The organism is Methylobacterium sp. PvR107, assembly GCF_017833295.1.
Lineage (GTDB): Bacteria > Pseudomonadota > Alphaproteobacteria > Rhizobiales > Beijerinckiaceae > Methylobacterium.
On the sequence record NZ_JAFIBW010000001.1, the window covers coordinates 3,782,849 to 3,800,521 of the forward strand.

General features: G+C 70.4%; 16 protein-coding genes. 11 read left to right on the plus strand and 5 right to left on the minus strand.

Going from position 1 to position 17,673, the window contains the following annotated elements:
- Positions 1-226: 226 nt before the first annotated feature.
- Positions 227-931 (plus strand): ParA family protein, encoded by a 705-nt coding sequence (locus tag JOE48_RS17765; RefSeq protein ID WP_210031782.1) that lies wholly within the window; start codon positions 227-229, stop codon positions 929-931.
- Positions 932-950: 19 nt separating this feature from the next.
- Here JOE48_RS17765 and JOE48_RS17770 read toward each other — a convergent pair whose 3' ends face one another.
- Positions 951-2,336, minus strand: a complete 1,386-nt coding sequence (locus JOE48_RS17770; RefSeq protein ID WP_210031784.1) for a M20/M25/M40 family metallo-hydrolase — start codon at positions 2,334-2,336, stop codon at positions 951-953.
- A gap of 234 nt (positions 2,337-2,570) precedes the next feature.
- Between JOE48_RS17770 and JOE48_RS17775 the strand changes: the two genes are divergently transcribed.
- The 5 genes from JOE48_RS17775 to JOE48_RS17795 all read left to right on the plus strand — a co-directional run bounded on the left by JOE48_RS17775 (position 2,571) and on the right by JOE48_RS17795 (position 7,295).
- Positions 2,571-3,095, plus strand: coding sequence for a (2Fe-2S)-binding protein (locus JOE48_RS17775; RefSeq protein ID WP_210031786.1), 525 nt, complete (start codon positions 2,571-2,573; stop codon positions 3,093-3,095).
- Positions 3,092-4,099, plus strand: coding sequence for a xanthine dehydrogenase family protein subunit M (locus JOE48_RS17780; RefSeq protein WP_210031788.1), 1,008 nt, complete (start codon positions 3,092-3,094; stop codon positions 4,097-4,099). Before JOE48_RS17775 ends, JOE48_RS17780 begins: the two co-directional genes overlap by 4 nt.
- An 8-nt stretch (positions 4,100-4,107) precedes the next feature.
- Positions 4,108-6,375, plus strand: coding sequence for a xanthine dehydrogenase family protein molybdopterin-binding subunit (locus tag JOE48_RS17785; RefSeq protein ID WP_210031790.1), 2,268 nt, complete (start codon positions 4,108-4,110; stop codon positions 6,373-6,375).
- Positions 6,376-6,636: 261 nt separating this feature from the next.
- Positions 6,637-7,074 carry an EamA family transporter gene (locus JOE48_RS17790; RefSeq protein WP_210031792.1) on the plus strand — a complete coding sequence of 146 codons (438 nt, stop codon included), beginning with the start codon at positions 6,637-6,639 and terminating at the stop codon, positions 7,072-7,074.
- A 65-nt stretch (positions 7,075-7,139) separates the two neighbouring features.
- Positions 7,140-7,295, plus strand: a complete 156-nt coding sequence (locus JOE48_RS17795; protein WP_210031793.1) for a hypothetical protein — start codon at positions 7,140-7,142, stop codon at positions 7,293-7,295.
- A 34-nt stretch (positions 7,296-7,329) separates the two neighbouring features.
- Here the strand turns inward: JOE48_RS17795 and JOE48_RS17800 are convergent, their stop codons facing one another.
- From JOE48_RS17800 to JOE48_RS17810, 3 genes are all read right to left on the minus strand, one after another.
- A complete protein-coding gene (locus JOE48_RS17800; RefSeq protein ID WP_210031794.1) occupies positions 7,330-8,010 on the minus strand; it encodes a glutathione S-transferase family protein in 681 nt (226 codons plus the stop codon).
- Between the two features lie 73 nt (positions 8,011-8,083).
- Positions 8,084-9,553 (minus strand): M48 family metalloprotease, encoded by a 1,470-nt coding sequence (locus JOE48_RS17805; protein WP_210031795.1) that lies wholly within the window; start codon positions 9,551-9,553, stop codon positions 8,084-8,086.
- A 5-nt stretch (positions 9,554-9,558) separates the two neighbouring features.
- The gene (locus tag JOE48_RS17810; RefSeq protein WP_409518591.1) at positions 9,559-10,416 is read right to left on the minus strand and encodes a thermonuclease family protein; all 858 of its coding nucleotides are present in this window, start codon (positions 10,414-10,416) and stop codon (positions 9,559-9,561) included.
- 576 nt (positions 10,417-10,992) lie between these two features.
- On the opposite strand from JOE48_RS17810, the gene JOE48_RS17815 reads away from it, so the two are divergent.
- From JOE48_RS17815 to JOE48_RS17830, 4 genes are all read left to right on the plus strand, one after another.
- Positions 10,993-11,400: a helix-turn-helix domain-containing protein gene (locus tag JOE48_RS17815; RefSeq protein ID WP_210035872.1), complete on the plus strand. Its 408-nt coding sequence runs from the start codon at positions 10,993-10,995 to the stop codon at positions 11,398-11,400.
- A gap of 174 nt (positions 11,401-11,574) precedes the next feature.
- Positions 11,575-12,753 carry a methionine adenosyltransferase gene (gene metK / locus JOE48_RS17820; protein WP_210031796.1) on the plus strand — a complete coding sequence of 393 codons (1,179 nt, stop codon included), beginning with the start codon at positions 11,575-11,577 and terminating at the stop codon, positions 12,751-12,753.
- 339 nt (positions 12,754-13,092) lie between these two features.
- Complete coding sequence (locus tag JOE48_RS17825) at positions 13,093-13,827, plus strand: tRNA (guanine(46)-N(7))-methyltransferase TrmB (protein ID WP_210031797.1); 735 nt, start codon at positions 13,093-13,095, stop codon at positions 13,825-13,827.
- Positions 13,828-13,981: 154 nt separating this feature from the next.
- Positions 13,982-15,697: an HWE histidine kinase domain-containing protein gene (locus tag JOE48_RS17830; RefSeq protein ID WP_210031798.1), complete on the plus strand. Its 1,716-nt coding sequence runs from the start codon at positions 13,982-13,984 to the stop codon at positions 15,695-15,697.
- A gap of 14 nt (positions 15,698-15,711) precedes the next feature.
- On the opposite strand, the gene JOE48_RS17835 is transcribed toward JOE48_RS17830, so the two are convergent.
- Positions 15,712-16,536 carry a hypothetical protein gene (locus JOE48_RS17835; RefSeq protein WP_210031799.1) on the minus strand — a complete coding sequence of 275 codons (825 nt, stop codon included), beginning with the start codon at positions 16,534-16,536 and terminating at the stop codon, positions 15,712-15,714.
- Positions 16,537-16,834: 298 nt separating this feature from the next.
- Here JOE48_RS17835 and JOE48_RS17840 point away from each other — a divergent pair, with 298 nt between their 5' ends.
- Positions 16,835-17,434 carry a superoxide dismutase gene (locus tag JOE48_RS17840; protein WP_091718287.1) on the plus strand — a complete coding sequence of 200 codons (600 nt, stop codon included), beginning with the start codon at positions 16,835-16,837 and terminating at the stop codon, positions 17,432-17,434.
- The last annotated feature ends 239 nt before the right edge of the window (positions 17,435-17,673 follow it).

Here is a 17,673-nt window from a genome sequence, read left to right on the forward strand (position 1 = left end):
TTTTGGCGCGCGACTCATCTGTATGTCGCAAGTCACCCCTCGGCTGAGGGGAACCGATGCTGAGAGGATTAGGCGTCAAGCTCGGGTGTGCATGATCTCATCGTCATGATATCCGGGCTACGATCGCCGATGAGGGGATTGTGCGCCATCGGGCTCCGGACGCGGATGTCCCGGCCGTGCGCCGTTCCCGGCGACACGCCCATGGGATCGGAGAGGTGGGACGCGCATGGATCCCGAAGGATCCGAACGGGAGCCGGACACCGTTCCGGGGCAGGGGGGCCGGCCGCTGCGGATCCTCGCCGTGGCGGTGCAGAAGGGCGGCACCGGCAAGACCACGCTTGCGGCGTCCCTGGCCATTGCCGCCGCGGAGGCCGGCGAGCACGTCACCGCCCTCGACCTCGATCCCCAGGGCTCCCTGGCGGGCTGGGGCGCCCTGCGGAGGGACGATTCCGTCGCGGTCGACCGGGTCCAGCCCTGGGAGATGGGCCAGCTCTCGGAGATCCTGGACCTCCTCGCCGAGCAGGGCACGACGCTCGCGGTGCTCGACACCGCCGGCAGCTCCGCTGGGCTCGCGCCCGCCCTGAAGGACGCCGACTTCGTGCTGATGCCGGTCCGCCCCTCCCGGCTCGACATCGTGGCCGCCCGGCCGACGCTCCAGGCGCTGGTCGGCCTCGGCCTGCGGGAGCGGCTGGCCCTGGTGCTGAACCAGTGCCCGCCGCCGCCCTCGCCGCGCACCGGGGCCTACGCGGCGCAGCTGCGGGCGCTGGGCGTGCTGGCCGAGCCCGGCATCATCCACCGGGTCGACCACCAGGACGCCCTGGCGACTGGGCTCGGCGTCACGGAATACGCTCCCGGCAGCGCGGCCGCCGAGGAGGTCCGGGCGCTCTGGGCCTGGATCGACGGGAAGATGCGGGCGGCGCCCGCCCGCTGAGATCGGCCCTCCGCCGCGATCAGCCCCGGCCGAGGGCCGCGAGGATCCGCGCCCAGGAGCGCGTGCCCTTGTGGAAGCTCGTCAGGTCGTACTTCTCGTTCGGCGAGTGGATCCGGTCGTCGTCGAGCCCGAAGCCGATCAGCAGGGTGTCGCGCCCCAGGATCCGCTTGAAGTCGCCGACGATCGGGATCGAGCCGCCGGCGCCGACGGTCACCGCCGGCACGCCCCACTCGTCCTGCAGCGCCGCCTTGGCAGCCCCGAGCTGCGGCATGTCGAAGGGCAGGCTGATCGCCCGCGAGCCCTTGTAGGTGATGACCTCGACCTTGCAGTCCGAAGGCACACGCTCGCGCACGAAGGCCTCAAAACTCTCGGCCAGCCGCTTCGGATCCTGGTCGTCCACGAGGCGGAACGAGACTTTGGCCGAGGCGGTGGAGGCGATCACCGTCTTGGTGCCCTCGCCGGTATAGCCGCCGATGATGCCGTTGGCGTCGCAGGACGGGCGCGATTGCACCAGCTCGATCGGCATCCGCCCGCGTTCGCCGGCGGGCTCCTTGAGGCCGATCGGGCCGAGCAGGGTTTCGGGCGTCAGGCCGAGGCCGCGCCACTGCTCCAGCACCTCCGGCGGGCGTTCGTGCACGCCCTCATAGAAGCCCGGGATCGTCACCCGCCCGTCGGCATCGTGCAGGTCGGCGATGATCTTGGCGAGCACGTGGATCGGGTTGCGCGCCGCGCCGCCGAAGAAGCCGGAATGCAGGTCGCGGTCGGCGCAGGTGACCTTCACCTCGAAATAGGCGAGCCCGCGCAGCGACGACGTGATCGCCGGGGTCTTCCGGTCCCACATGCCGGTGTCGCAGACCAGCACCACGTCGCAGCCGAGTTTCTCGCGATTGGCCGCGACCCATTCGGGAAGCCCTTGCGAGCCGCTCTCCTCCGCGCCCTCGATCAGGATCGTCACGCCGCAGGGCAGTTCGCCGTGCATGGCGATGAAGGCCCGGCAGGCCTCCACGAAGGTCATCACCTGGCCCTTGTCGTCGGAGGCGCCGCGCCCGACGATCCTCTTGCCGCCCTGGCCGTCATCGGCGATGTGCGGCTCGAAGGGCGGCGTCTTCCACAGGTCGAGGGGATCGACCGGCTGCACGTCGTAATGGCCGTAGAACAGCACGTGCGGCGCGCCGGGTTTCGGCTTGTGGGCCAGCACGACCGGATGGAGCGAGGTCTCCTCCACGGAGGTCTCGAAGCCCAGCGCGGTCAGGTCCTGGGCGAGCCAGGCGGCCGCCTCGCGGCAATGGCCGGCATAGGCCGGATCGGTGGAGATCGACGGGATCCGCAGGAAGGCGAACAGCCGCTCCAGGGCGTTCTCCAGATCCGTGTCGATGTCGTTGAGGATCGCGTCGAGCGCGGCCATCGGGGGGCTCCGGGGTTTTTTCGCAGGACCAGGGTTAGCCGAGGCGGAGCGGCCGCCGCAATGTCCGATCTGCGATGCCGGGTCCGCCGGGCGGCCGTGACGGGGTTCAAGCGGAACAGGGACAGATTGGAATTGTTATCGACCGAATGGCCGGCCGGCCTCCGCGCGCCGCCCCCGTCGCCGCTTCCTCTGCTCCTCGCCCGGCCCCGGCCGGCCCAGACCGTGGACGACACCATGCCCCTCGAAACCCAGCCGCCGGTGGCGGCGAACACGCCCATCGGCATCACGCTCACGATCAACGGGCAGCGGCGCGAGCTCCAGGTCGCCCCATGGACCACGCTTCTCGACCTGCTGCGCGAGCGCCTCGACCTCACCGGTACCAAGAAAGGCTGCGACCACGGCCAGTGCGGCGCCTGCACGGTGCTGGTGAACGGCACCCGGGTGAATTCCTGCCTGACGCTCGCGGTGATGAAGGACGGTGCCGAGATCACCACGGTCGAGGGCCTCGCCGGCCTCGGCGACCGGGCGGGCAGCAACGCCCTCCACCCGATCCAGGAGGCGTTCATCGAGCACGACGCCTTCCAGTGCGGCTACTGCACGCCGGGCCAGCTCTGCTCGTCGGTCGGCTTGATGAACGAGGGCCATGCCCATACCCGCGACGAGATCCGGGAGGCGATGAGCGGCAACATCTGCCGCTGCGGCGCCTACACCAACATCGTCGACGCCATCGAGGATGTCATGCAGGGAGGCGCCCGATGAACCGCTTCGATTACGTCCGCGCAGGTACGGTCGCGGAGGCGGTGCAGGCTTTCGGCGCAGGCGCCCGCTTCATCGCCGGCGGCACCAACCTGATCGATCTGATGAAGTACGAGGTCGAGAAGCCGGGCCGGCTGATCGACATCACCCGCCTGCCCCTCGACCAGATCGAGGATCACGGGAACGGCCTGCGGATCGGGGCGCTCGCCACCAACGCCAAGGTCGCCTACGACGACCGCGTCACGGAGCGCTACCCGCTGCTGCGCAACGCGATCCTGGCCGGCGCCTCGGCGCAGCTGCGCAACGCCGCCTCGACCGGCGGCAATCTGCTCCAGCGAACCCGCTGCTACTATTTCTACGACGTGGCCACGCCCTGCAACAAGCGCGAGCCCGGCTCCGGGTGCTCGGCGATCGGCGGGATGACCCGCATCCACGCGATCTTCGGAACGAGCGCGCACTGCATCGCCACCCACCCCTCCGACATGTGCATCGCGCTCGCCGCCCTGGAGGCGAAAGTGCAGGTGAGCGGGCCGCAGGGCGACCGGTCGATCCCGTTCTCGGAGTTCCACCGCCTGCCCGGCGACACGCCGGAGCAGGACACCAACCTGGTTCCCGGCGAGATCATCGTGGCGGTGGATCTGCCGGAGAGCCGCTTCCCGCAGCACTTCACCTACCTGAAGCTGCGCGACCGGCTGTCCTACGCCTTCGCGCTGGTCTCGGTGGCGGCGGCCCTGGAGCTCGACGGCGACACGGTGAAGACCGCCCGTCTCGCGCTCGGCGGCGTCGCCCACAAGCCTTGGCGCAACCGCGAGGCCGAGGCCCTGCTCGAGGGCAAGCCCGCCACCCGCGAAACCTTCCAGGCGGCGGCCGACCTCATCGTCGCGGAGGCGAAGCCGCAGGCGACCAACGGCTTCAAGATCGATCTCGCCCGGCGGGCCATCGTGCGCGGCCTCGAACAGGCCGCTGCCGGCACGCCCCAGTCGCTCAGCGACAAGCGCATCCAGTAGGTCCCGCCATGTCCCACACCTCAAGCCCCCAGACCTTCAGCTCCACCGGCCGCGATACCTTCGTCGGCACCCCGCGCAGCCGGATCGACGGCCCCGCCAAGGTGACCGGGCTCGCCAAATACGCGGGCGAGTTCGCCGCCCCCGATCTTGCCTACGGCTACGTCGTGTCGAGTGCGATCGCCAAGGGCCGGATCACGGCCATCGATTCCGCCGAGGCCGAGGCGGTGCCGGGCGTCCTCAAGGTCATCACCCACGAGAACCGGCCGCGCACCGCGTGGCGGGACAAGAATTTTCAGGACGCGGTGGCGCCCCCCGGCTCGCCGTTCCGCGCCCTCTACGACGACCTGATCGTGTTCAGCGGCCAGCCGGTCGCCCTCGTGGTGGCCGAGGATTTCGAGACCGCGCGCTATGCCGCCTCCCTGGTCCGGGTCAGCTACGAGACCCAGGAACCCGGGACCGATCTGGGAGCCCTGCGCGGCACGGCCTACGACCCGCCCGACAAGCGCGAGGGCATCAAGCCGCCGCCGCAGCCCTGGGGCGACGCCGACACGGCCTTCGGCAGCGCGGCAATCCGCGTCCAGGGCGAATACAGCCTCGCCGATGAGCACCATAACCCGATGGAGCCGCACGCCTCGACCGTGGTCGTGGAGGAGGACGGGACCTACACGGTCTACGACAAGATCCAGGGCGTCTCGAACAGCCATCAGTATCTGATCAACGTGTTCGGCCTGAAGCCCGATCAGGTCCGTGTGCTCAACCCCTATCTCGGCGGCGGCTTCGGCTCGGGCCTGCGCCCGCAATACCAGCTGTTCCTGGCGATGCTGGCCGCGCAGGAGCTGAAACGCTCGGTGCGGGTGACCCTGGCCCGCGACCAGATGTGGAGCTTCACCTACCGGTCTGAGGCGCTGCAGACGATCGCGCTCGGCGCCGAGCCGGACGGCAGGCTGACGGCGTTGCGGCACGACGCCGTCCAGGGGACCTCGCACTACGAGGATTACCAAGAGGTCGTCGTCAACTGGTCCGGTGTCCTGTACCGGTGCGACAACGTCGCGCTCGGCTACCGGCTGGTGAAGCTCGACACGCCGACGCCCGGTGACATGCGCGCCCCCGGCGCGGTCACCGGCGTCTTCGCCATCGAGACCGCCATGGACGAGCTCGCCTACGCGACCGGGCTCGACCCGATCGCCCTGCGGCTGAAGAACTACGCCGAATCCGATGCCACTGCCGAGGGCAAGCCGTTCGGCTCGAAGGAGCTGCGGCGCTGCTTCGAGCTCGGTGCCGAGCGCTTCGGCTGGGCCAAGCGCAATCCCGAGCCGCGTTCCACCCGTGAGGGGCGGGAGCTGGTCGGCTGGGGCGTGGCCACCGGCATCTGGGAATCGATGATGATGCAATCGAGCGCCATCGCGACCCTGACGCCGGACGGCCGCCTGACAGTCGGCAATTCCACCGGCGATATCGGCACCGGCACCTACACGATCCTGACGCAGATCGCCGCCGACACCCTCGGCCTGTCGATGGATGCGGTCACCACCAAGCTCGGCGACACCCGCCTGCCCGAGGCTCCGGTCGCGGGCGGCTCCTGGACCGCCGCCTCCTCGGGCACCGCCGTGATGAAGGCCTGCCGCAACGTTGGCGAACAGGTTTTCAAGCTCGCCCGCGGGCTCGAGAACTCGCCGCTCGCCAATGTCGATTTCGACCGCGCCGTGTTCTCGGACGGGCGCATCGCGGTGGCGGGCGATCCGGGCCGCGGCGTCGCGCTGGTCGAGGTGCTGCAGGCGGCGTGCGTCGACAAGGTCGAGGCCGTCGAGCAGGCCGGGCCCGACCAGGACTTCAACAAGAAGTACGAGGCCTACACCCACTCGGCGATCTTCGTGGAGGTGAAGGTCGACGAGGAGCTGGGGCAGGTCCGGGTCACGCGCGTCGTCTCGGCGATCGCGGCCGGCAAGATCCTGAACCCGAAGACCGCGCGGAGCCAGATCCTGGGCGGGGTGGTGATGGGGATCGGCTCGGCCCTGGAGGAGGAGTCGATGCTCGATCACCGGTTCGGCCGGTTCATGAACCACAATCTCGGCGAGTACCACGTGCCGGTGAACGCCGACATCTACGACATCGACGTCATCTTCGTGGACGAGGAGGACAAGGCGAACCCGCTGGGCGTGAAGGGCCTTGGCGAGATTGGCATCGTCGGCGTCGCGGCCGCGATCACCAACGCGGTCTTCCACGCGACCGGAAGGCGCGTACGCCATCTGCCGATTACGCCCGACAAGCTCCTGTGAATGGCGAATGTTTCACGGGAAACATTTACGGCCCGGAAAGGAGTCAATTAAGGGGGCCGTAGCGCTGTGAGCGCGGCGGCTCTTCTGCGTGACGCAGGCTCCAGGGGAGGCGCGCCAGACCGCTCAGACATCGCGCGCGCCGCGGGGCGACCCAGGGCAGCGCGACTTCGTTGAGCGTGGCGCTACCCTGGAATGCTTCGCTCCGCTCGCGAGGACGATGATGCGACCGAGCGCAGCCCTGAGAACCGACACGGGATCCCGGTGAGCCATCTGCTGCAATCCTGGCGCTTCTGGGCGCTCGCTGCCGCCGGTTTCGCGGCACTCACCGCGATCCTTGCCAAGGTCGGGATCTCGGGTGTGCAGTCGGATGTCGCGACCCTGGTCCGCACCGTCGTGATCCTGATCTTCGCCGGGGCGATCGTCGTCGGTACCGGCCAGGCCGGCGGCGTCGCGCAGATCTCGGGCCGCAGCTTCGTCTTCCTGGTCCTGTCGGGACTCGCCACCGGGGCGTCCTGGCTGTGCTACTTCCGGGCGTTGTCGCTCGGCGACGCCGCCCGGGTCGCGCCGCTCGACAAGCTCAGCGTCGTGCTGGTGGCACTCCTCGGAGCGAGCCTGCTTGGCGAGACCCTGAGCCTCGCGGCCTGGGCGGGCGTCGCGCTGATCGCGGCGGGCGCCGCACTCGTCGCCTCCGGTTGGTGAGGGGGCGCACCGTTCCGTTAACCCGAACGGCGCATCCTGGCGGTCCCTCGTAAAAGGGGACCGCCATGGATTGGGTCTACCGCGGCTTCGAGACCTCGCTTCTCGGTCTCGCCCTCTGTCTCGGCCTCGCCGCCTGCCTGACGCTCGGCACGGAGCGGATGCCGCCCGGCACGCTCTCCGTCGCCCTGCCGATGCTCACGGTGACCGCTCGCGCACCGTGAGGCCGGGAGCCAGCCGGATCCGGGTGGCGCTGGCTCAGGCGGCGCTCCGCGTGGCCGGGAACATGATGCTCCGGGCTTCCGCGTCCATCTCCGCCTTGAAGGTGTGGCGGCTCTTCAGCGCCTCGGCGGCCTGGGCGGCGGGCCGCGCATTGATCGCGTCGAGGAGACGCTTCACGTTCGGCAGGTCCGCGAAGGCGGTCTCGCCGAGCACGAACGGCACCATCCGGGCCCAGCCCCAGACCGCCATGTCGACGATCGTGTAGCTGTCGCCGAGCACGTAGGTGCGGCCGGCGAGCCTCTGGTCGAGGATGCCCCAGTGGCGGCGCGCCTCGAAGGCGTAGCGCTCGGTGGCGTAGGCGCCGCCGTCCTGCGCGAAGTGGCGGAAATGGACGCACTGGCCGGAGAACGGCCCGATGCCGGTGGCCACGAACATCAGCCAGGACAGCATCTCGCCGCGCACGGGCTCGCCCTCGGGCAGGAACCGCCCGGTCTTGCCCGCAAGGTAGAGCAGGATGGCGTTCGAATCGAACACCGTCACGTCGCCGTCGACGATCGCCGGCACCTTCCCGTTCGGGTTGATCGCCGTGTAGGCGGGATCGAACTGCGCGCCCTGGCGGGTGTCCACCGGGACCGTTTCGTAGGGCAGGCCCATCTCCTCGAGGCAGAGGGCCACCTTCATGGGGTTGGGGCTGAGATTGTAGAAGAATCGAATCACGGCGCTCTCCCTGAACGACGCCGGCAGGATCGCCGGGGCTGCGCTCGGCACAAGCCGCCGCCACGCAAGGCGGCTATTCCGCCACGATCTTGTAGCTGCGGCCCGGGGTCAGCTGCGCCCCCCGCTCCAGGCCGTTGAGCACGAGGAACCGGTCGAGCGCCCGGTCCGGCACGGCCATGCGCCGGGCGAGGTCCTCGGCGCTGGTCGAATCCGCCTGCACCACCTGCAGCCGCAGCGGACGCAGGACCACCTGGTCGGGCGACACGGCGACCAGGGTCGCGATCCAGCGGCGGAAGGCCGGATCGGGATCGGTCGCGCCCTTCGCGGCCATGATCATCCGGTAGGTCGACTCGCCGATCCGGATCGCCGCGAGACGGAAGGTCCAGTCCTTCCCCCGCGACAGCGCGAAGGCCGCCGGGTGGCCGCTGACCTCCCGGGTCTCGAAGCCGGGCGGGTCGAAGGCGTCGTTCCAGCTCGCCTTCAGCACCGCGTCAAGGGGCTGCCCCTCCTTGGCGTCGATCTGGTCGAACAGCAGGCGGCGGCTGCCGTCCGGGATCGTGCCGAGCACGGCCGAGCGCGTGTTCTCCAGGGTGAAGCCCTCCGGCACCTCGAAGGCGATGCCGAGGCCGGGATGGATGAAGCGGTGGCCGCGCACGGCGCCGTCGCGCGGATTGTCGCCATAGGCGAGCCCGTCGACGGCGGCGAGGTAGCTCGCGCGGTCGTCGGTGCCGATGCCCGGCGCGCCGATGCGCCGGGCCGCCCGGGTGACCTGGGTGATGCGCTCGGCCGTCCCCGGATGGGTCGCCAGCATGTCGGGCTCGGTCGCGCTGCCCGCCTTCAGGCCGGTCGAGCGGTTGAGCGCGGTGAGGAACCGGCCGGCCGCGAACGGGTCATAGCCGGCCTTGGCGAGGGTGCGCACGCCGGTGGCGTCCGCCTCGAGCTCCTGCTCGCGGGAGAACCGGGCCAGCGCGAAGCGCGACTGGTGCTGCAGCTGGGCGCCGGTATCGGGATCGTTGAGCACGTCCGCCACGACCCGGCTGACGAGGGCCGAGCGCAGCTCCAGCTCGCTCCGGGCCGTGGCGTGGCTGAGCGTCACGTGGGCCATCTCGTGCGCCAGCACGGCCGCCACCTCGGAGGTGTCGCTCGCCAGCGCCACCAGCCCGCGGGTCGCGTAGAGCCGCCCGTTCGGCAGCGCGAAGGCGTTGACCACCGGCGAATCGAGGAGCGTCACCGCGTAGGCCTGGTCGGGACGGTCGCTCGCCTTCACGAGGCGATCGGTCACCTCGGTGAGCATCCGCGTCACGTTCGGGGCGCGCGCCTCGCCGCCGAACGAGGCCACGAGCTTGAGGTGGTCGGCATCCGCGACGCGCTCGCGGCCGGTGGTGCGCGGCGCCTCCGCGGGCACCCGCACGACGGCGGGCCGCACGGTCGCCTCCGACTGGTCGGCCACGCAGGCGCCGAGCAGCATGGCCAGGGCACAGAGTGCCGCCGCGCCGAGCGGGACACGCTCCGCCCACCGAAATCGCTCCGTGATCCCGCCCATCGCGATCAGCGCCGCAGCCCCCGCTCCCCCTCCGGCCCGGCCTCCGGCCGGTCCGCCTCGTCCAAGACCTCGATGGCGTCGGCCGCGGCCTCCAGAACCGGACCGCGCCAAACCTCCAGAACGCCGCGCACCCGCACGGACCGGCCCTCGAGCGAGGCCGCACTCAAACCACGGGCGCGCACCATTCGCCAAGTGCGTTTCGATACCGTGACGGTCAGCGCGTCCGCGCCGCGGGCGCCGAAATCGAGATACGTCCGTGCGCCGCGCTCGCCGACATGGCGCACGCGGCCTTCGACGACGGCGAAGTGCCCCGACACGATTCGGAGCGCCGCGCCGTCATTCGCCGACAGGATGGGCCCGCGCCACAGCCCGAGCCTGCGCGCCCGCGCGGCGGCTTCGAGCCGGCGCAGCGTCGGACGGCAGAGCGCATCGGCCTCGTTCGCGTCCGCGAAGGCGAGGCCCGCGGCGATGAGGCTGCCGGCGAGGTCGTCGTCGCCATCCCCGACCTGGATGTCGGCCCGCTCCCGGCCCCAGCGGTCGGGGTCGCCGCGCGGCATGACGGTGAGACGGGCGCCCCGACGCGCGCCGAGCCAGGCCTGCGCCTCCCCGGCCAGGTCCGACGGCTCCGGCCAGCGCAGGGAATCGAGGATCACGCGGGCGCCGGATGCCAAGCGGATCTCCCCGCGCGGACCGACCCCGTCCAGGACCTCCGGCCGCGCCGGCCCTGCCAGACATGCCGAAGCCTCCGTCCGGCCGGCGGCCCAGGCCGGCGCGGCAAGCCCCATCACGAGCGCCGCCATCGCGCGCGCCGCCGCCAGCGCCGCCCGGTCCCGCCGCTCCTCTGGCCTCACCGTGCCGATCATCGAACCCCCGGGCCCATCATGCCCCGGGACCGCGCGCTGTCCACCGGGCGCGGTTGGCCTCGAGCGGGGAGGGTGCTATGGAAACCGCGGTCGTCTCCGTAGCTCAGCTGGACAGAGCACAGGTTTCCTAAGACAGGTCGAATTGGGCGTCGCGCCGGGAAACCGCGCGGCGGATCCGCTCAAAGTCGGGGAAAGCTTCAGGCACCGGCGCTGCGGCGTTCGGAGCCCTGCCGATCCCGAGCCAAGCCCGCGCGGCGCGCCTGCGTCCTTCGGGAAGGTGTAGAGACTAGACGGGCGGCACCTAACGGTCGGGCACAGGCCCGTCCCATGGTGAAGGGATAGTCCAGGCCACGAACGCGACCCCCGGGCCGCGGCGGCGAAAGCCGAAGTGGTATGAAACCTGGGGTCGCAGGTTCGAGCCCTGCCGGGGACACCAAGATTTCGCCCGCCTGCGTGCCGCGGCCTTTCGCGGCGCAGCAAATCGTTCACCGTGTGGCCCGCGTCCCGGTGACAAGATCCTGGCGCCGCGCTAAGCTTTGCTGCCGGGAATCAGGGCAGGGGGTGGACGAGCTCTTCATGGCGGGTCAGAAAACCGATCAGCGCGACGTCTATGTCGGGCAACGCATCGCCGAGCAGCGACGCAAGGCGTCTCTCACGCAACGTCGCGTCGCGCAGAGCTTCGGTATGTCTGCTGCTCAGCTCCAGAAGTACGAGAAGGGCACCAACCGAATCAGTGCCGTCCACCTCGATATCTTTTCCCGGATGACCGGCGTCCCGATGGATTACTTCTTCAAGGGTATGCCGCGGACCGACGACTTCATCGCGCCGGGATTCGCCGAGCCGGACCAGTCCGCCCTCTCCGAAGGTGGACTGAAGCGTTTGGCCGAGGTTGTGGGCCGGCACATCACCGAGAACTTCTCCGAAGAAGCACGGCGCGACGTCGCCGATGCCATCCGGACGCTGGAAAGCAAGCTCGGCGGCTGATCTCCGCGCCCGATCGATCGGCAGGCGGACGGTTTTTAATCCGTATCGTCCGTTTTAGCGGATCCGTCCGGTCCTTCATCTTGACCGTGCACGGGGCGGGTGCGAGAACCCCGTTCCCATGAAGGGTCAAACGCCGCAATCGCGACGGCGTACCTCTCGAGCTGAGGCCGTCCGATGCCGCGTTCCAACTACCTGTTCACCAGCGAGTCCGTCTCCGAGGGGCATCCGGACAAGGTCTGCGACAGGATCTCGGACACTGTGGTCGATGCCTACCTCACGGCCATGCCCGAGGCGCGGCTCGGCGTCGAGACGCTCGCCACCACCAACCGCATCGTCATTGCGGGTGAAGTGCGCGGCCCCGATTCGGTGACGTTCAAGGATCTCGAGGCCCTGACCCGCGAGGCCGTGCGGGACATTGGCTACGAGCAGTCGGGCTTCCACTGGAAGAACAACGACGTCGCCATCCACCTGCACGCCCAGTCGGCCGACATCGCCCAGGGCGTGGATGCCGCGGGCAACAAGGACGAGGGCGCGGGCGACCAGGGCATCATGTTCGGCTACGCGGCCGACGAGACCCCCGAGCTGATGCCGGCGCCGATCTTCTACGCCCACCGCATCCTCAAGGACCTCGCCGATGCCCGCCGGGCCAAGCAGGGCGATGCCGCCAAGCTCGGCCCCGACGCCAAGAGCCAGGTTACGGTCCGCTACGAGAACGGCCGCCCGGTCGAGGTGACGCAGATCGTGCTCTCGACCCAGCATCTCGACGAGTCCCTGGACTCGGCCGACGTGCGCGCCATCGTCGAGCCCTACATCCGCAAGGCCCTGCCGGAGGGCTGGGTCAACGAGGGCACCGCCTGGCACGTGAACCCGACCGGCAAGTTCGTGATCGGCGGCCCGGACGGCGATGCCGGCCTCACCGGCCGCAAGATCATCGTGGACACCTACGGCGGCGCGGCCCCCCACGGCGGCGGCGCCTTCTCGGGCAAGGATCCGACCAAGGTCGACCGCTCGGCGGCCTATGCGGCGCGCTACCTCGCCAAGAACGTCGTGGCCGCCGGCCTCGCCCGCCGCGCCACGATCCAGCTCGCCTACGCGATCGGCGTGTCGAAGCCGCTCTCGATCTACGTGGACCTGCACGGCACCGGGAACGTGGACGAGGCCAAGCTCGAAGGCGTGCTGATGGACGCCCTGGACCTGTCGCCCCGCGGCATCCGCACGGCGCTCGGCCTCAACAAGCCGATCTACGCCCGCACCGCAGCCTACGGTCATTTCGGCCGCGCGCCGGAGGCCGATGGCGGCTTCTCCTGGGAGCGGACCGACCTTGCCGACAAGCTGAAGTCGGCTCTCGCCTGACGGAGCGCCACCGCGGCGTCATCCCGGACCTGCGCGGGCAGGTCCGGGCCTTCGGACGACGGATCGCCGGCGCGCGGCGGGCGTGACGCAGAGGCATCGTAGGCTGGGCGTCTCGTCTCCGAGCCGCGCGAACATCGCGGACCGCCACCCCGTCATCCCGGGGCCGCGCAGCGGAGCCCGGGATCCGGACGCGCCGACACGCCAAGACTTCGTGCCGCCGGTGGATCCGGGTTCCGGGCTCGCCTGTGGCGCCCCGGAACGACGGCACGTGCCGAGGTCGCCGCGCGGCGGAGACGCTCGCTTCCGGATCTGAGAGCCCTTCGACGTAACACCGTGCCCATGTCAGACATCCCTGGACGCTCGCCCGACACGGCCGAGGAGCCGGAGCGCGCCTTCTTCGGGCGGCGCAAGGGCAAGCGCCTGCGCGGCCAGCAGGAGCGCCGGCTCGCCGATCTGCTGCCTGGACTGCGCGTCGTCCTGCCGCCGGACGACGCGCCGCTCGATCCGCGCACGCTGTTCCCGGCCCTGTCGAGCCCGCCGGACGCGGTCTGGCTGGAGATCGGCTTCGGCGGCGGTGAGCACCTTGCGGCCCAGGCCGGGGCGCATCCCGGCTTCGGCTTCATCGGGGCCGAGCCGTTCGTCAACGGCGTGGTGAAGCTGCTCGCCGCCGTCGAGGAGCGGGGGCTGCGCAACATCCGCATCCGCGACGAGGATGTCACCGCCCTGCTGGCGCGGCTGCCCGATGCCAGCCTGGAGCGCGTCTACCTGCTCTACCCCGATCCCTGGCCCAAGCGGCGCCAGCGCAAGCGCCGCTTCGTCTCGGACGCATCGCTGGCCGAGATCGGCCGCGTCCTCAAGGATGGCGGGCTGTTCCGCTTCGCCAGCGACATCGACGACTATGCCGGCTGGACCCTGGCGCGGGCCGCGCGCTGCCCGGTCCTGACGTGGACTGCCAGGAGCGCGACGGATTGGACCCAGCCCTTCCCGGGCTGGCCCGGGACACGCTACGAGGCCAAGGCGCTGGAAGCGGGCCGGCGGCCGACATATCTGGAATTCGCGCGAGTCCCGCGCTGAGTTCGTGCGGGCAGGTCGCCGCAGCCCTTGCGGGCGCGCCTTGCAACAGTCACGCTCGGACGCCATCCTGAAAGGCCGGTGCGGTCGGCGCCGTGCCGGGACGGGACCTAGCTTCGACGGGACCGCGCCACGGCGCGTTCGAGGATTCTTCCGCGTGAACGAGACGGTGGGGCAGGGCCCGGTGCCGGGCGACCCGTATCGCACCGGCTTCGACGACGCCGCGATCGGCCTCATCGTGCTTTCGCCGGATGAGACTGTGATCGTAGCCGCCAACCGGGCGTTGCACGATCTCCTTGGCTGGGCGTCCGGCACGTTGGCCGGGCAGGCGACCGCCGAACTTCTCAACGAGGGCCCCGGAGGCCTCCGGGACGGTCTCCAGTTCTGGAGGCGCGCGGATGGCAGCGCCCTCGACGTCCGCGTTCGGCGCACCGGCACGACGCTCGTGGTCGAGCCGGTCGACGTGGACGCGGCAGCCCATTCCGAGGCGAACCGCGAGGCCCTCGCGGCTGCGGGTCTCGGCGAGTGGCGCTGGGACCGGGCGACGGGGCTGCTGACCCTCTCGCGCCGGGCCGCGCGGATCCTGGGCCGTCCACCGGGACGGTCCGTGTCGTGGGAGGAACTGAAGACCGGCCTGTCGCAGGCGGAACTCGCACGCCTGAGCGCGATCATCGCCGAGGCGGGCAAGGCCGGCGAGACCTACCAGTTCGACACGCCGACGACGGTCGCCGGGCGCACGGTGATCCTGCGGGTGCGGGGCCAGGCCGTACCGGGTCCCGATGGCGAGCCGGTCAGCATGGTCGGCGTCATCCAGGACATCACGACCCGGGTCGAGGCGCGGGACGAGATCCTGTCCCGCGACCAGCGCCTGCGCGTGGCGACGACGATCGCCAAGCTCGGCATCTTCGAGTGGCACATGCTCGAGGACCAGGCGATCTGGGAGAACGAGCACATGTACGAGATCTTCGGGCATGCGCCCGAGGATGGCACGATCGGCAAGAACGAGTTCCTCAACGACATCCTCCACCCGGAGGATCGCCCCGCGGTCCGCCGGGCGATCTCGCAGGCGCTGCGGGAGGACGGGGATCTGCACATCAGCGGGCGCATCCGGCGCAAGTCCGACGGGGCATGGCGCCGGATCGACATGGCCGGCCGGTTCGAGCGCGACGCGCCCGGCCGCCTGCCGCGCCGCCTGATCGGCGTGGTCGCGGACGTGACCGACCGGCGCCTCGCCGAGGAACGGCAGAGCCTCCTGATCCGCGAGCTGCACCATCGGGTGAAGAACACGCTGGCCACCGTGCAGGCGATCGTGGGCTCGACCGCGCGGACCGCGTCCAGCATCGAGAGCTTCTACGAGGCGTTCGTCGGGCGCATCAAATCCCTGGCCCACACCCATTCGGTCCTCACCGAGGCCACGTGGCAGACGGCCTCGCTCGAAAACCTTTTGCTCAACGAGCTGAAACCCTACGCCGAGGTCGACTCGGAGGCAGGCGTCGAGGGCCGCATCGCTCTGGAGGGGCCAGCGATCGATCTGCCGTCCGAGATCGCGGTGCCGATCGGGATGGCGATCCACGAACTCACCACCAACGCCGCGAAATACGGGGCGCTCTCCAATCGCACCGGGCGAGTCGCGGTGGAATGGTCGCTCGAGCCCGGCGGACCGGCCGGAATGCTGCGCTTCTCCTGGCGCGAGAGCGGAGGGCCCCCGGTCGAGCCGCCGAGCCGCCAGGGCTTCGGATCGCGTCTGCTGCAGCGGGTCCTGATCGCGCAGGTCCAGGCCGAGGTGACGACCGACTACGCGCCCGGCGGCTTCTCCCTGACCATGCGTGCGCCGATCCCGCCGCGCAACGACAGCCTCAACCCGCTGGTCTGAACGGCCTGCGGCCGTCAGGCGGCGCCCCGGGCCCCGGATTCGCCGCCGCCATCCACGAAGGCCTTCAACTCGTCGAGCGACGCGAACGTGAAGCGTCCCCGCGGCGTCTCCGCCTCGATCGAGCCGTCCTCGAACATCACGTAGGTGTTGCCGCCCGAGGCATAGCGCCCGACGACAATCCGCGTCTCCGTCTTTGGCTCCGGCTCCGGCTCCGGAATCGTGTCGAGGCTCGGACGCAGGGGCGGCGGCTCGTCCTGGGGCGCCGGGGGTTCCTCGGGGGCGGCGAACAGATCGTCCTCTGGGGCGATCACGCGCGCAGGTTGCGGCGCCTCCGGCCTGGGCTCGGGCCTGGGCTCGATGGCCGGCTCATCGCGCGTAACAGGCGGGATCGGGAACAGCGGGACCGGCGCGGGCTCGGCGGCCTTCGGCGGCTCGGCGGCGATCGGCGGTGACGCGATCTCGTCCGACCGAAGTTCCAGGCTCGGCTCGATACGTGGCCGCTCGGGATCGAACGGCGGCTCGACCACCGACGGCACGATGAAGGCCGGGGCGGCGGGCAGGATTGGCGGCAGCCGGGTCCGGCTCTCGTCCGCTGGCGCGGCTCCGGGCGTCGCACGCCCCGCGGGCACCGGAACCCGCCCGATCGCCCGCTCGACCCGCCGGAAGCCGAGGGCGAGCACGCCCAGCCCGAGCAGGACCGCACCCGAGGATGCCGCCACCGAGCCCGCGATCACCATCGCGAGGCCGCTCTCCAGACGCACATACGGGAAGCCCTGGATCACGGCGGCGCAGCCCCCGATGATCATGGCGGCGGCGAGCGCGAACAGCGCAGCGATCATGATACTCTCTGGCACGGGCCGGCTCACCGCCGGCGCTCAAAGCATGGCGCACAGTAAGGCCTGGCCGTCATATTGCAAAATTAAGCGGCGAAATTGTCCGGGATACCGGACTATCCCGGTTGTCCGGGCCCGGCCGCAGCGCGCCCCGTCCCGCCGCGCCGATGTCATCCCCGGAACTTCGCGCGCCATCGGGCCGGAACGGCGTTGCCGTCTCGCGGCCCTCGACTTACCTAGCGGGCTCTCGACTCGGGAGCCCCGCCGGGGGCGAGACCGTCCCCAGCCAAGCGGAGAAGACGCGATGACCTTCACATTGCCGGAACTGCCCTACGCATACGACGCCCTTGGGCCGTACATGTCCAAGGAGACCCTCGAGTTCCACCACGACAAGCACCACAAGGCCTATGTCGATACGGGCAACAAGCTGCTCGAGGGCACGGATCTTCAGGGCAAGAGCGTCGAAGAGATCGTCAAGGCCGCCTACAACACCAATCAGCCGCTCTTCAACAATGCCGGCCAGCACTACAACCACATCCACTTCTGGCAGTGGATGAAGCCCAACGGCGGCGGCGCGATCCCGGGTGCGCTCGCCAAGAAGATCGACGAGGATCTCGGCGGCGCCGAGAAGTTCAAGGCGGATTTCATCCAGGCGGGCGTCGGCCAGTTCGGCTCCGGCTGGGCCTGGCTCGCCGTCAAGGACGGCAAGCTCGCCATCATGAAGACTCCCAACGGCGAGAACCCGCTGGTCCACGGCGCGAAGCCGATCCTCGGCGTCGATGTGTGGGAGCACTCCTACTACATCGATTACCGCAACCGCCGGCCCGACTACCTCAAGGCGTTCATCGAGAACCTCGTGAACTGGGAGCACGTGGAGAAGATGTACGCCGAGGCGACGGCCTGAGGCGTTTTCCCGGGGCCGCGGGCTTTGTGTCCGCGGCACCCTTGAGATGGCCGCTGAAACCGGCTCTTGATGCGCCCGACGCCGGATGACCCGGTGCAGAAGAGGCCGGCCATTTCCTTTCGATCGACCAGCGCGACGTTTCCGCGGCGCTTCCTACCCCCTTCTGCGGGGGTCGGGCCGGGACGAAGTCCCGCAAGAGGGGAGCCCGGCTTCCGGAGAGGGCGCAACCTTTATGAAGG

Bases quoted from the DNA above. Each gene is read 5' to 3' on its own strand.
- JOE48_RS17825 (WP_210031797.1), top strand. From the start codon at position 13,093: ATGTCAGACATCCCTGGACGCTCGCCCGACACGGCCGAGGAGCCGGAG.
- JOE48_RS17835 (WP_210031799.1), bottom strand. From the start codon at position 16,536: ATGATCGCTGCGCTGTTCGCGCTCGCCGCCGCCATGATCATCGGGGGC.
- JOE48_RS17765 (WP_210031782.1), top strand. From the start codon at position 227: ATGGATCCCGAAGGATCCGAACGGGAGCCGGACACCGTTCCGGGGCAG.
- JOE48_RS17795 (WP_210031793.1), top strand. From the start codon at position 7,140: ATGGATTGGGTCTACCGCGGCTTCGAGACCTCGCTTCTCGGTCTCGCC.
- JOE48_RS17810 (WP_409518591.1), bottom strand. From the start codon at position 10,416: ATGATCGGCACGGTGAGGCCAGAGGAGCGGCGGGACCGGGCGGCGCTG.
- JOE48_RS17780 (WP_210031788.1), top strand. From the start codon at position 3,092: ATGAACCGCTTCGATTACGTCCGCGCAGGTACGGTCGCGGAGGCGGTG.
- metK (WP_210031796.1), top strand. From the start codon at position 11,575: ATGCCGCGTTCCAACTACCTGTTCACCAGCGAGTCCGTCTCCGAGGGG.
- JOE48_RS17785 (WP_210031790.1), top strand. From the start codon at position 4,108: ATGTCCCACACCTCAAGCCCCCAGACCTTCAGCTCCACCGGCCGCGAT.
- JOE48_RS17840 (WP_091718287.1), top strand. From the start codon at position 16,835: ATGACCTTCACATTGCCGGAACTGCCCTACGCATACGACGCCCTTGGG.
- JOE48_RS17815 (WP_210035872.1), top strand. From the start codon at position 10,993: ATGGCGGGTCAGAAAACCGATCAGCGCGACGTCTATGTCGGGCAACGC.
- JOE48_RS17775 (WP_210031786.1), top strand. From the start codon at position 2,571: ATGCCCCTCGAAACCCAGCCGCCGGTGGCGGCGAACACGCCCATCGGC.
- JOE48_RS17805 (WP_210031795.1), bottom strand. From the start codon at position 9,553: ATGGGCGGGATCACGGAGCGATTTCGGTGGGCGGAGCGTGTCCCGCTC.
- JOE48_RS17770 (WP_210031784.1), bottom strand. From the start codon at position 2,336: ATGGCCGCGCTCGACGCGATCCTCAACGACATCGACACGGATCTGGAG.